This is a genomic window from Streptomyces sp. NPDC038135, assembly GCF_055601245.1.
The window spans coordinates 166,056-179,334 of the sequence record NZ_JBVJXS010000011.1 but is presented as its reverse complement, the minus strand read 5'-3'; the positions used below and the strand labels follow the sequence as shown (position 1 = coordinate 179,334).

8 protein-coding genes are annotated in these 13,279 nt (G+C 72.0%); 2 read left to right on the top strand and 6 right to left on the bottom strand.

Annotated features, from left to right (window positions below):
• Positions 1-158: 158 nt before the first annotated feature.
• Positions 159-1,637, bottom strand: coding sequence for a transcriptional repressor NsdA (gene nsdA, locus ACZ7JA_RS29970; RefSeq protein WP_351664611.1), 1,479 nt, complete (start codon positions 1,635-1,637; stop codon positions 159-161).
• A gap of 457 nt (positions 1,638-2,094) precedes the next feature.
• Between nsdA and ACZ7JA_RS29965 the strand changes: the two genes are divergently transcribed.
• Positions 2,095-2,760, top strand: coding sequence for a bifunctional DNA primase/polymerase (locus ACZ7JA_RS29965; protein ID WP_351664330.1), 666 nt, complete (start codon positions 2,095-2,097; stop codon positions 2,758-2,760).
• 378 nt (positions 2,761-3,138) lie between these two features.
• On the opposite strand, the gene ftsY is transcribed toward ACZ7JA_RS29965, so the two are convergent.
• Positions 3,139-4,341 carry a signal recognition particle-docking protein FtsY gene (gene ftsY, locus ACZ7JA_RS29960; protein WP_351664332.1) on the bottom strand — a complete coding sequence of 401 codons (1,203 nt, stop codon included), beginning with the start codon at positions 4,339-4,341 and terminating at the stop codon, positions 3,139-3,141.
• Positions 4,342-4,511: 170 nt separating this feature from the next.
• Here ftsY and ACZ7JA_RS29955 point away from each other — a divergent pair, with 170 nt between their 5' ends.
• Positions 4,512-5,987 carry a cytosine permease gene (locus tag ACZ7JA_RS29955; protein ID WP_470811479.1) on the top strand — a complete coding sequence of 492 codons (1,476 nt, stop codon included), beginning with the start codon at positions 4,512-4,514 and terminating at the stop codon, positions 5,985-5,987.
• A gap of 663 nt (positions 5,988-6,650) precedes the next feature.
• On the opposite strand, the gene ACZ7JA_RS29950 is transcribed toward ACZ7JA_RS29955, so the two are convergent.
• The 4 genes from ACZ7JA_RS29950 to ACZ7JA_RS29935 all read right to left on the bottom strand — a co-directional run bounded on the left by ACZ7JA_RS29950 (position 6,651) and on the right by ACZ7JA_RS29935 (position 13,179).
• A complete protein-coding gene (locus ACZ7JA_RS29950; protein ID WP_351664338.1) occupies positions 6,651-8,069 on the bottom strand; it encodes a sugar porter family MFS transporter in 1,419 nt (472 codons plus the stop codon).
• A gap of 226 nt (positions 8,070-8,295) precedes the next feature.
• Positions 8,296-12,069, bottom strand: a complete 3,774-nt coding sequence (locus tag ACZ7JA_RS29945) for an AAA family ATPase (RefSeq protein ID WP_470811478.1) — start codon at positions 12,067-12,069, stop codon at positions 8,296-8,298.
• 243 nt (positions 12,070-12,312) lie between these two features.
• Positions 12,313-12,516 carry a hypothetical protein gene (locus ACZ7JA_RS29940; protein ID WP_018544743.1) on the bottom strand — a complete coding sequence of 68 codons (204 nt, stop codon included), beginning with the start codon at positions 12,514-12,516 and terminating at the stop codon, positions 12,313-12,315.
• A gap of 381 nt (positions 12,517-12,897) precedes the next feature.
• The gene (locus tag ACZ7JA_RS29935) at positions 12,898-13,179 is read right to left on the bottom strand and encodes an acylphosphatase (protein ID WP_351664343.1); all 282 of its coding nucleotides are present in this window, start codon (positions 13,177-13,179) and stop codon (positions 12,898-12,900) included.
• Positions 13,180-13,279: the final 100 nt, after the last annotated feature.

Here is a 13,279-nt window from a genome sequence, read left to right as displayed (position 1 = left end):
GAGCGGGATGTCCGGCTGCGGGATCGTTATCGTGGCGCAACCTCCACGGTGCGAAGAGAACCGGCCGCGGCGGGCCTCTCCGATGACCTGGCGCGGGGGAGCCGAGTCGGGCGGTTCGGGAGGACCGGCCGCGGCCGGCGCTTGGGTGTCCTGCGGGGTCAGACAGCCTCTGCGGCCTCCGGCAGGTCCACGGCGAGCTGGTCGGTGAGGTCGACGACGGCGGTGAGGTCGCCGAAGTCGCGCACGGCGGTGTCGACCGTCTTGCGGATCCGGGTGTTGACCCGCTCGGAGCGCACCTTCTTGGCGACGCGCATGGCGTCGGAGGCGTACTGGGTGCTCTGCTCGGGCTCGCGCCGCAGCAGGTGCACGGTGGCCATGCCGATCAGGTTCAGCGCGTACGACCGCTGGTGCTCGCGGTCCTCGGCGAACAGCTCCACGGCCCGCTCCATCAGCGGCTGGGCCAGGGAGGCGTAGGTGGGGCTGCGGCCGGCCACGTAGGCGAGGTCGCGGTAGGAGTGCGAGTTCTCCGCGAACAGCTCGGCCTCGGAGAAGAAGCGGATCCAGTCGGGGTCCGGCTCGTCCCAGTCGTCGGCGTCGGCGAAGGTGTCCTCGGCCATGCGGACCGCCCGCTTGCACTTCCCGGGCTGGCCCATGTTGGCGTAGGCGCGGGCCTCCATCGCATACAGCATGGCCTGGGTGCGCGGGCTGGCGCAGTCGCGGCTGCCGTACTGCGCGAGGTGGATCAGCTCCAGGGCGTCGTCGGGCCGGCCGAGGTGGATCATCTGGCGGCTCATGTTGGACAGCACGTAGGAGCCGAGCGGTTTGTCGCCGGCCTCCTTCGCCGCGTGCAGGGCGAGGACGAAGTACTTCTGCGCGGTGGGCTGGAGACCCACGTCGTACGACATCCAGCCCGCGAGTTCGGCGAGTTCGGCGGCGACCTTGAAGAGCTTGCGGCTGGTCGCCTCGGGCTGGGGCTCCTGGAGCAGGTCGGTCACCTCGTGCAGCTGGCCGACGACCGCCTTGCGGCGCAGGCCGCCGCCGCACTGGGCGTCCCACTGGCGGAACATCCGCGTGGTGGACTCCAGCAGGTCCAGCTCGGGCTTGGACAGCCGGCCCGGCCTGCGCGAGTCGAGGACGGTCTCGGGCTCGGACGGGGCCGCCGAGGAGGGGGCGGGCACGAGCCAGCGCTGCAGGGGCTCGACCAGGGACGGGCCCGCGGCCAGGGACAGCGAGGTCCCGAGGAAGCCGCGCCGCGCCAGCATCAGGTCGCTGCGCGAGAACTCGCTGAGCAGGGCCACCGCCTGCGGGCCCGTCCAGGGCAGGTCGACGCCGGACGCGGAGGGTGCCGGGCGGGCGGCGCGCAGACCGAGGTCCTCGACGGAGACGACGCAGCCGAAGCGCTCGGAGAACAGCTCGGACAGGATCCGCGGGATCGGCTCGCGCGGGTTCTCCCCGTCCAGCCAGCGACGCACTCGCGAGGTGTCCGTGGAGATGTGGTTGGCGCCGAGCTGGCGGGCCCTGCGGTTCACCTGGCGGGCCAGCTCGCCCTTGGACCAGCCGCTGCGCACGAACCACGAACCGAGCAGCTCGTTGGGGCGCTTGTCAGCGATCGTCCCGCTTCCGCCGTTGCCGCCCACTGGCACGCCCCCATCCCTGAGACCACTTGTCGCCGAGTGCGCCAAGCCCTATCAGAATGCCGGTAAATAGGGCCTCCCGTCCGCCGGTTCTCACCCTTCGAACGAACCGACGGCCTTGCCTCCGGCATACCCGCGAGAGCATGTGCCCTCAGGCCTCACACACTCACAGTAATCCCACGATCACCCGTCCAGCCATGGCGAACCTGGAAACGCCACCATTCGCCACCCCTTCGAATGAACTCACCGTCCGCACAACGCGATTCACTTGACATAGGACGACAGGACGTCGGCGGGGTGATGCACGCGGGGGCGCACGTTCCTCCTCGCACCACCCGAGATGCTTCGACGCGCCGCCTCGGCCTCACGGAGCGAGCGGAACCGCGGCCGTAGCGTCACGTTCCGCTTCCGTCTCGTTCCGCGTCGTAACCACCGGCGCGCCGGACCCGTTGGAGGGGGCATGGGCTTCACGATCGGCGGCATTCGCGAGATCCGCTCCGGCACGCGCCGGCGTTTCCGTTCGTCGGAGTGCACGGCCGTCGCGGAGTTCACCGGCCTGTGCGGCTGGGACGTGGTGCCGGGCGCACGGGCCGCGGCGGGCGTCTGTTCCTGCGGGCACGCCGGCTGCCGGGCTCCCGGAGCGCATCCGCTCGGCTTCGCGCCGCCGGTGCCGGCCGGCGCCACCCTCGACGAGGTGACCAGGGCCTGGGCCGGGTTCCCGGGCGCGTCGGTGATGCTCGCGGTGGGTCGCGCGTTCGACGTCATCGAGGTGGCCGAGGCCGCCGGGCGCCGCGCGCTGGTCCGGCTGGAGCGCATGGGCCTCCCGCTCGGCCCGGTCACCGCGACCCCCGACGGACGCGCCCACTTCTTCGTCGCCCCCGGCGCCGCCGCCGACCTCCCCCAGCTGCTCTACCGCATGGGCTGGGACGACCCTTCGGCGCTGGACCTGCGCGGCCTCGGCCCGGGCACGTACGTCACCGCGCCCCCCTCGGACCGGGGCGGCCTCGGCCCGGTGCGCTGGCTGCGCCCGCCCGCGCTGGACTGCGCGACCCGGCCGCCCGCCGCCCGGCTGCTGCTGGGCACGCTGGCCTACGTGGCCCACCGGTCGGCGGCCAGGGCCTCCTGAACGCCCTCCGCGTGAAGTCCGGCCGCACGGGCAGCCGGCCGCGCGAAACCCCTCCACGGGAGGGGCCTCGGCGCACGCGCCGTCCACGTGAACGCCCGGTCCGCGAGAGCGCCGTCCGCGTAGAGGCCCTCCGCGGGGTCCTCGGCGTACGCGCCGTCCACGGGGACGCCTTGTCGGCGAGAGCGCCGTCCACGTGAAGGCCCTCCGCCGGATCCTCGGCGTACGCGCCGTCCACGTGAAGGCCCTCCGCACGAGCGCCGCCCGCCCGGGCGCCGGCCGCGAGTGTCCCGCGGCTGCGGACCGGGAACGACGAAGCGCCCGCCCCACTGTCCTGTGGGCGGGCGCTTCGTCGATCCGGCGGGTGAGCACACCCCGTCGTCAGTCACCGATGAGCGCGTCCACGAACGCCTCCGGCTCGAACGGCGCCAGGTCGTCCGCGCCCTCGCCGAGACCGATGAGCTTGACCGGGACGCCCAGCTCGCGCTGGACCGCGACCACGATGCCGCCCTTGGCGGTGCCGTCCAGCTTGGTCAGCACGATGCCGGTGATGTCCACGACCTCGGCGAACACGCGGGCCTGCACCAGTCCGTTCTGGCCGGTGGTGGCGTCCAGGACGAGCAGCACCTCGTCCAGCGGCGCGTGCTTCTCGACCACGCGCTTGACCTTGCCCAGCTCGTCCATGAGACCGGTCTTGGTGTGCAGCCGGCCGGCGGTGTCGATGAGGACCACGTCGACCCCCATCTCCTTGCCCTCCTTCACCGCGTCGAAGGCGACGGAGGCGGGGTCGCCGGCCTCGGGACCGCGCACGGTGTAGGCGCCGACGCGCTCGCCCCAGGTCTGGAGCTGGTCGGCGGCGGCTGCCCGGAAGGTGTCGGCGGCGCCGAGCACGACGGTGCGGCCGTCGGCCACAAGCACCCGGGCGAGCTTGCCGGTGGTGGTGGTCTTGCCGGTGCCGTTGACCCCGACGACCATCACGATGCCGGGCTTGCGGCCCTCGGGCTCGGTCCTGACCGAGCGGTCGGCCTCGGTGCCGACCAACTTGAGCAGCTCGTCGCGCAGCAGGCCGCGCAGCTCCTGCGGGGTGCGGGTGCCGAGCACCTTCACCCGCTCGCGCAGCCGCTCGACCAGCTCCTGGGTGGGCTGCACACCGACGTCGGCGGTGAGCAGCGTGTCCTCGATCTCCTCCCAGGTGTCCTCGTCGAGGTGCTCGCGGGACAGCAGCGTGAGCAGGCCCTTGCCCAGGGCGTTCTGCGAGCGGGAGAGACGGGTGCGCAGGCGGACCAGCCGCCCCGCGGTGGGCTCCGGGATCTCGATCTCGGGAGCCTCGACGGTGGGCGGCTCCTCGACGACGACCGGGGCGGGGCCGCCGGGAAGATCCACCTCCTCGATCGTCCGGCGCGGTTCGTCGCGCGGCGTCTCGGCCTCTTCGCCGACGTGCGGCTCGGCCGGGGGCGCGGTGATGTCGGGCGTCCTGGGCGGCGGCGGGGGCAGCGGCTTGCGGCGCCGGCTGCCGACGATGAGCCCGCCGAGCGCGCCGAGGACGACCACGGCGATGACTACAGCAAGGATGATGGTTTCCATAACGCGTCCAGTATCGGCCATGGGTAGGCGGCTGCCGGGGTTCGTGGCTTCCTCCGAGAGACAAAAGCCACAGGAAGTCATCAGTCGGATCAAAGTACGATGGTTCCGGCTCCGTTCCCCCGCGTAGAGTCCCCGACGTCCCCGTCCCCCACACCGAGGCACCCTCTTTCATGAGCAAGACAGCCGAGGCCGAAGGCGCACTCGAGACCCGAGGCATCGAGCAGGTACCCGACGACGAACGGACCGCGAGAACCCGCGAGCTCTTCCCGACCTGGGTCGGCGCCAACATCAGCGTGCTGCTGCTCACCATGGGCGCGAGCCTGGTGGTGGCGTACGGCCTGAACATCTGGCAGGCCCTCGTCGTCGCGGCCGCCGCGCCCGTCGTGGCGTACGGGCTGGTCGGCCTGATCGGCATCGCCGGCAAGCGGGGCGGCGCCCCGGGCATGGCGCTGTCGCGCGCGGTGTTCGGCCAGCGCGGCAATCTGCTGCCGGGTTCGCTGATCTGGGTAGCCCGCTGGGGCTGGGAGACGATCAACGCGGTGACCGGCGCGTACGCGATGCTGACCATCCTGGACATCGTGTTCGGCATCAGGGCGAACAGCGTGCTGGACATGGTGATGTTGCTGGCCTTCGTCGTCGCGACCTTCGCGATCTCCGGTCTCGGCATCAACGCCGTGCAGAAGTGCAACAAGTACGCGACCTACGTGTTCGGCGTCTTCTCCGTGCTGGTCCTCGGCTACCTGGCCGCGACCACGGACTGGTCGAAGGTGATGCACCACGGCGCGGGCTCCACGGCCGCCGTGATCACCGGCATCGGGATGATCGCGGCGGGCGGGGTCAGCTGGATCCCGTCCGCGCCGGACTTCACCCGCTACCTGCCGCGCACCGCCTCGTCGAAGGCGATCGTGGGCACCGCGGTGGGCGGCGCCGGGATCGTCGTACTGCCGATGGTGCTGATGGGCGCGGTGATGGCGGTCTCGACGCCCGACCTGGCCTCGGCGGCGGACCCGGTCTCCTTCCTCGGCGAGATCCTGCCGACGTGGATCGCCGTGCCGTACCTGCTCATCGCGCTGATCGGCATGCTGCTGATCAACTCCATGTCGATGTACTCGGCGGGCTTCACCGCGCAGACCCTGGGCTTCCGGGTGCCGCGGCACTGGGCGGTCTCGGTGAACGCCGTGATCTCGCTGGTCTTCGGCGGCGTGCTGATGCTGGTGGCGACGAGCTTCATGGGTTCGTTCATCGCCTTCCTCTCCCTGCTGGCGGTCGCCTTCTCGGCCTGGGTCGGCGTGTTCGGCGCGGACATGCTGCGGCGCACGGAGTACGACGGCCGGGCCATGGCCGACACCACGCGCACCAGCGCCTACTGGTACCGGGGCGGCTTCTCCCCCGCCGCGGTGGCGGCCTGGGCGGTCGGCCTGGTCGCGGGACTGCTGTTCACCACCTCGGACTGGTTCACCGGGCCGCTGGCGAAGAACAACGTCATCGGCGAGTACGGCCTCGGCTGGGTCGCCACGGTCGTGATCTCCGGGCTGCTGTACACCGCTCTGCCGAAGCCGGCCGTGGTGCGCCCGGCGGAGGCCGCCCACGAGCCCGCCGCCGGATCCGGCGAGCCCGCCGAGGCGCCCGCGACCGCCGGCGTCTGAGCGCGCCCGCCCCGCCGGTTCGCGTCGACGGCCATCTGACGTTCCGCCAGTCGGCGTCCCCCTGCACCCACCCGGTGCAGGGGGACGCCGTCATGCCCGTCACGGTCGTACGTCGCGACCTGGCCGAGCACGGCGCCGCCCCGGCCCCCCTCTCCGCGCGCTACCGCACCGCGCTGGACCACCTGCGCCGACGGGCACGGGGTCACCTCCGTGCCCGTGCCTCCGGATCTCCGTGACGGTCGTGGCGATCGGCCCGCGGCACGATCCGCTTCCACAGCGCGTCCCTGCCGCAGCCGGCGGCCTACTGCGAAGAGCCGCTCAGCGAGTGCGGCACCGGGGACTGGACGGCGATGGCCCCGACCGGGCCCGGGCCGAGTACGGCCAGCACTTGCCGCACGAGGCGCGGACGTACGCCTTCCGGCGGTCCGGCGGGACGCGCTCGGCGGCCACGACGACGGTGCGCTACCCGCGCGCGGAGGGGGTGGACCGGATTCTCGCCGCCGAGCAGTGCGCGCAGGGCGACCGATCCCGGCGGGGCCGCCCGCCGGCCTGCGCCGGACAGCGAAGCCGCCCCCGCTCGGGCAGTGACCGAGCGGGGGCGGCGGGGGTTCGAGGAGAGGGGCAGCGGGGACTTGGCCCTTCTCCTCGGGACTCGGCGGGCGGTCAGCCCATCTCCTCCAGCGTCTTGCCCTTCGTCTCCTTGACGAACTTCAGGACGAACGGGATGGAGAGCGCGGCGAAGAACGTGTAGATCACGTACGTGCCGGACAGGTTCCAGTCGGCCAGCGACGGGAAGCTCGCGGTGATCGCCCAGTTGGCGATCCACTGGGCGGCGGCGGCCACGCCCAGCGCGGCGGCACGGATCCGGTTCGGGAACATCTCGCCGAGCATGACCCAGACGACCACGCCCCAGGACAGGGCGAAGAAGAGCACGAAGACGTGGGCGGCGACCAGGGCGACCCAGCCCTGGGTCGCGGGCAGCTTGCCGTCGACGAGGTGGTACGAGAACGCCCAGGCCTCCAGCGCCAGGCCCACGGCCATGCCGACGGAGCCGATGAGGGCGAGCGGCTTGCGGCCGATGCGGTCGACGAAGATCATCGCGATCACGGTGCCGACGATGTTGATGATCGACGTCGTGAAGGAGTAGAAGAACGAGTCCGTCGGGTCGACGCCGACCGACTGCCACAGCGTCGAGGAGTAGTAGAACGCGACGTTGATGCCGACGAACTGCTGGAACACCGACAGGCCGATACCGACCCAGACGATCGGCTTGAAGAAGAAGCCGCCGCCGAGCAGGTCCTTGAAGGTGGACTTGTCCTCGCTCTTCATCGCGTGCTCGATCTCGGCGACGCGGGCGTCCAGGTCCACGTCCTTGCCCTCGACCTCGGCGAGGATCGCGCGGGCGCGGTCACGCTTGCCGACGGAGAGCAGGAAGCGCGGGGACTCGGGGATGGCGAAGGAGAGCAGGCCGTACAGGGCGGCGGGGACCACCATGACGCCGAGCATGACCTGCCAGGCCTCGAGGCCCATCAGCGTGCCGCGCTGGTCGCCGCCGGCGGCGTTCAGCAGGCCCCAGTTGACCAGCTGGGAGATGGCGATGCCGACGACGATCGCGGCCTGCTGGAAGGAGCCGAGCCGGCCGCGGTAGGCGGGCGGGGCGACCTCGGCGATGTAGGCCGGGCCGATGACGGAGGCCATGCCGATGGCGAAGCCGCCGACGATGCGCCAGAACGCGAGGTCCCACAGCGCGAAGGGCAGCGCGGAGCCGACGGCGCTGACCGTGAACAGCGCGGCGGCGATCTGCATGCAGCGGATGCGGCCGATCCGGTCGGCTATCCGGCCGGCGGTCGCGGCACCGATGGCGCAGCCGATCAGGGCGATGGCGATGACCTGGGCCAGGGCCGCGGACCCGATGTCGTAACGGTCCCGGATGGCCTCGACGGCGCCGTTGATCACGGAGCTGTCGTAGCCGAACAGGAAACCGCCCATGGCGGCCGCCGCCGCGATGAAGATGACGTGCCCGAGATGATCGGGGTGAGCCGTCCCGGCTCGTGGCTTGGGTGCCTGCGCTGTGCTGGTCACGAATAACTCCTCGGGCCACGGCAACGCTGCCGTGTGGGGGTGAGCCCTTACAGGTATCCAGTGATGCCGCGTTCACACCACTTACACCTGAAGGTAAAAGCAACGTTGCAGAGACTATGCCTTCAAGTTTCGAAGTCAATACCCGTACGGCTGTGAGTTTTGAGACGTGGCCGATCACCTCGTCTTCAAAAAGTGAACACGAGGTGAGTTGATCTTGGATTGCCGGTCAGCGGAGGCGCTGCGAGATGACCTTCGACACGCCGTCGCCCTGCATGGAGACGCCGTAGAGCGCGTCGGCGACCTCCATCGTGCGCTTCTGGTGGGTGATCACGATGAGCTGCGAACTCTCCTGGAGCTCCTGCATGATCCGGATCAGCCGCTGGAGGTTGGTGTCGTCCAGGGCCGCCTCGACCTCGTCCATGACGTAGAACGGGCTGGGCCGGGCCTTGAAGATCGACACCAGCAGCGCCACGGCGGTCAGCGAGCGCTCGCCGCCCGAGAGCAGGGACAGCCGCTTGACCTTCTTGCCCGGCGGGCGCGCCTCGACGTCCACGCCGGTGGTGAGCATGTTGTCCGGGTCCGTCAGCACCAGGCGGCCCTCGCCGCCCGGGAACAGCCGGCTGAACACGCCCTCGAACTCCCGGGCGGTGTCCCGGTAGGCCTCGGTGAAGACCTGCTCGACGCGCTCGTCCACCTCCTTCACCACCTGAAGGAGGTCGGCGCGGGTCTTCTTCAGGTCCTCGAGCTGCTCGCTGAGGAACTTGTGCCGCTCCTCCAGCGCCGCGAACTCCTCCAGCGCCAGCGGGTTGACCTTGCCGAGCTGCTGGTAGGCGCGCTCGGCGGCCTTGAGCCGCTTCTCCTGTTCGGCCCGCACGAACGGCCGGGGCAGGTTGCGCGGGTGCTCCGGATCCTCCGGCAGCTCCTCGCCGGCGGCGGGCAGGGAGGGCGGCACGAGCTGGTGCGGGCCGTACTCCGCGACCAGCCCCGCCGGCTCGACGCCCAGCTCCTCCAGCGCCTTCGTCTCCAGTTGCTCGATCCGCAGCCGCTTCTCGGCGCCGAGCACCTCGCCCCGGTGCACCGAGTCCGTCAGCTTGTCGAGCTCCGACTTCAGCTCGCGGCCCGTGTTCCGGGCGGCGGCCAGCTCCTGCTCCCGGCGGGCCTTCGCGGCCTCGGCGGCGGCCCGCTCCTCCTCCGCCCGGCCGAGGGACACCTCGACGTGCGCGAGCAGTTGCCGGGCGCCGGAGGAGACGGCCTCCGCGACGGCGGCCTCGTGCCGGAGCCGGGCCCGCCGCTGCTCGGCACGCGCGCGTGCCTCGCGCTCCACCCGGGCGGCCCGGTCCAGCGAGTCGGCCCGTCCGGCGAGTGCCTTGACCCGCTCCTCGTGCGTACGGGCCTGGAGGCGGGCCTCCATCTCGGTCTGCCGCGCGTTGGCGCCGTCGGCGGCGAGCCGGTCCCGCACCGAGGTGTCCGGTTCCTCGTCGACCGGCGTCTCCTCGGCGACGGCGAGCCGTTCGGCCAGCTCCTCGGCCTCCTGTACTGCCTTGTCCAGCGCCTCCTGCGCGCGTGCCGCGGCCGCGGCCGACCGCTCGGCCTCCCCCGCCGCGCCCCGCGCCTGCCCGGCGAGCCGCCCGAGCTGCTGGGCCACGGCCGACTTCTCCCGGTCGGCGGCCCGGCGCCGCTCCCCCAGCTCCTCCACGAGCGCGGCGGCGTCGGTGCGCCGCTCGGCCGCCGTGTGCTGGGCCCCGGTCAGCTCCTCGCAGCGGACGGCCAGCTCCTCCAGCTCGGCGGCCGCCTCGTCCACGGAGGCCTGCACCTCCAGCAGGCTGGGCGCGCCGGCCGAGCCGCCGTGCGCGAAGTGCGCGCCGAGCAGGTCGCCCTCGGCGGTGACGGCGGTCAGCCCGGGGTGCGCCTGGACCAGGTCCTCGGCGTCCTCCAGGGTGCTGACGACCACGATCCCGTGCAGCAGCCGCCGCACGGCGGGCATGAGCTCGGCCGGACCCTTCACCAGGTCGGCGGCGTAGAGCGGGGCAGGGCTCTCCTCGCCGGCCGCGCCACCGCGATGAACGTCCACGTCGGCCGCCGGCGGGGGGTCGCCGGCGCCGGTCCGGCCCGTCCCGTCGGCGCCCGTCGAGCCCGTCCCGCCGGCGGGATCGGTCGCGGGAGGCGCAGGTGCCGCCGAGGCGCCGGGGCGGGGCGCGTCCGGGCCGGCCCCGCCGTTCACGCCGGCCGGACGGCCGGGAACACCGGTGCCGGCCGCGGCGTCGCCGGAGGCGTCCTGCCGGGTGTCGGTCAGCAGCAGGGCGGCCCGGCCCCCGTCCTGCTTGCGCAGGAGGCGGATCGCTTCGGCCGCCGAGGCCGGGGACGTCACGGCGACGGCGTCGGCCGCCGCGCCGAAGGCCGCGGCCAGCGCGGCCTCGTGGCCGGGGGTCACCGTCAGCAGTTCGGCCGCCGGGCCCAGGACTCCGGTGATGCGGTCCCGGGCGCCCAGGAGTATGCCGGTGCCGTCCTTGCGCCTCAGGCCCAGCGACAGCGCCTCGTGCCGGGCCTGGGTCGCGGCGCGCCGGCGTTCCGCGGCGGTGGCCGCCTCGCGGGCCTCGGTCAGCGCGGCCTCGGCCTCCGCGAGCGCCCGCTTCGCCGTCTCGTGCCGCCCGGCGAGGTCGGCGTCGTCGGCGTCGAGTCCGTCGACCTCGGCCTTCAGGACCTCGTACTCCTCCTGGGCCCGGACCGCGCGCTCCTGGGCCTCGTCGCGGCCTGCGGCCAGCCGGTCGATCTCGGCCTGGGCCGAGGCGGCGCGCGAGCGGGCCGCGTTGACCTGTCCGGAGAGGCGGGCGAGGCCCTCGCGCCGGTCGGCGATGGCGCGGGCGGCGTCCTTCAGCCGGCGTTCCTCGACGGCGAGTTCGCGCTCCAGCTCGGCGCGGTGGGCGACCGTGTCGTCCAGGGCCCGCTGGGCGGCCTCCAGAGCCGCCTCCAGCTCGGCCTCCTGCTCGCGGATGCGGGCGGCCTCGCGCTCCATGTCCTCCGGGTCGCGGCCGCGGCGCTCCTCGGGGGGCGCGGAGGTGGCGCTCTTCACCCGGGCGTCGGCCAGCGAGACGGTGCCGCGCACCCGCTCGGCCAGCTGGGACAGCTCGTACCAGGTCTGCTGGGCGCGCTGCAGGCGCGGGGCGAGCCGCCGTACCTCGTCCTCCAGGGCGGTCTCCCGCTGGAGCGCCTTGCGCAGCTCCCGCTCGGCGGTCTCCTTGCGCTCCTTCAGGGCCGCCTCGTCGGCGATCTCGGACTTCAGCGCCTCGCGCAGGCGTACCAGGTCGTCGGCGAGCAGACGCAGCCGGGCGTCGCGGAGGTCCGCCTGGATGACGGCGGCGCGGCGGGCCACCGCCGCCTGCCGGCCGAGCGGCTTGAGCTGGCGGCGCAGTTCGTCGGTGAGGTCCTGCACGCGCGCCAGGTTGGCCTGCATCGCGTCGAGCTTCCGCAGCGCCTTCTCCTTGCGCTTGCGGTGCTTGAGGACACCCGCCGCCTCCTCGATGAACGCCCGGCGGCCGGTGGGGTCCGCGTGCAGGACGGAGTCGAGCTGCCCCTGGCCGACGATGACGTGCATCTCGCGGCCGATGCCGGAGTCGGAGAGCAGGTCCTGGATGTCCAGCAGTCGGCAGGTGTCGCCGTTGATCTGGTACTCGCTGCCGCCGTTGCGGAACATGATCCGCGTGATGGTGACCTCGGCGTACTCGATGGGCAGTGCGCCGTCGGAGTTGTCGATGGTCAGGGACACCTCGGCGCGGCCCAGCGGCGGGCGGCCGGTGGTGCCGGCGAAGATGACGTCCTCCATCTTGCCGCCGCGCAGCGACTTGGCGCCCTGCTCGCCCATGACCCAGCTCAGCGCGTCCACCACGTTGGACTTGCCCGAGCCGTTCGGACCGACGACGCACGTGATCCCCGGTTCGAACCGGAGCGTGGTCGCGGAGGCGAACGACTTGAACCCGCGGAGAGTCAGGGCCTTGAGGTGCACGCCGCTGGACTCTACCCGCCGCCGCTATCTCACTCCACGGACACTCGCAACCGCACGGTTTCGCCAGTGAACACGGAGGGCAAATCAAACGTTGAAGAGGGTGAAAGGATGCGCGGGGGAAGAAAGAAGGGACGCCGAAGCGTCCCTTGCAACTCTGACGACCGGGTCGCGGACGCCGTCAACTAGTGCGGTTGATACGGGCACCCCAACCGCTGCGACTGCTTTCGTGGAGCGATGCAGCGATCAGGTGAGCGCAGGCTCCGCCTGGTGTGCGTCGATGCTCTCCATGATCCTGTCCTGAGAGGCGGCAGCCGCCAGCGCGTCGTTCTCCGCCTGGATCCGTACGAGCTCGGACTCCAGGTCCTGTACACGCTGCTGCAGCCGTCGCATCTCGGCGAGGAGTCGAGGGTCGGAGCCGCCGACGTAACCGAGAAGCGCCTTTGCCATGATGGATGGTCCTCCACAATGAGTGACCGACCGATGCGGTGTGGGTCGTGAGGGATTCGCACCCGCGGTGCTTGGCACACTCGAGTGTTGCTCTGCGTTCCTACATGCCAAACAGCTGAGGTGCGCGGGGCTTTCAGCGTCTCACCAAAAAGTTTGACGGTCAACACGATCACACCCCGTATTGGCGGGCGAACCCGGGGCGCACGGCCACCGGAACGTGGCGCTGCGTCTCCTGCGGGGCCCTCGGGGCGTGGCGATCAGCTGTACCAGCGGAGCCTGCCACGTGGCGCTCTTCTTGGCAACCACCAGCCCCTTTCTGCTGCCGGCACGTGCCAGAGGCAGGTCACCGCGCGGTGGCCTGGGCGGCTTTACAGAATCGGTTCACCGGATGGCGAAGCCGTCGTACCCGCCGCGGGGTGTGTCCCAGATCTCGGTGACGCCGTCGACGCGTCCGGGCGTGTCGCCGTCCTGGAGCCAGTCGAGCAGACCTTCGCAGCCCTTCCGGGACCCCTCGGCGACGACCTGGACCCGTCCGTCGCCCAGATTGAGAGCAAAACCACTCAGGCCGCCGATCTCCAGCGCCTTGGCCCGCGTGAACCAGCGGAAACCCACACCTTGGACGCGTCCCCTCACCCAGGCGACGAGTCGAACATCCTCGCTCATGGGTGCAACCTAACCGGCCAATGTCACTCGGGACACATCCCGCCCCAGTGGCATGCGGTACCGTCCGGACCCAATGAATCTCATATGAAACTCACTCGTT

Coding starts and splice junctions, on each gene's coding strand:
- ACZ7JA_RS29965 (WP_351664330.1), top strand. CDS start 2,095: ATGGGCTTCACGATCGGCGGCATTCGCGAGATCCGCTCCGGCACGCGC.
- ftsY (WP_351664332.1), bottom strand. CDS start 4,341: ATGGAAACCATCATCCTTGCTGTAGTCATCGCCGTGGTCGTCCTCGGC.
- ACZ7JA_RS29955 (WP_470811479.1), top strand. CDS start 4,512: ATGAGCAAGACAGCCGAGGCCGAAGGCGCACTCGAGACCCGAGGCATC.
- ACZ7JA_RS29940 (WP_018544743.1), bottom strand. CDS start 12,516: ATGGCAAAGGCGCTTCTCGGTTACGTCGGCGGCTCCGACCCTCGACTC.
- ACZ7JA_RS29935 (WP_351664343.1), bottom strand. CDS start 13,179: ATGAGCGAGGATGTTCGACTCGTCGCCTGGGTGAGGGGACGCGTCCAA.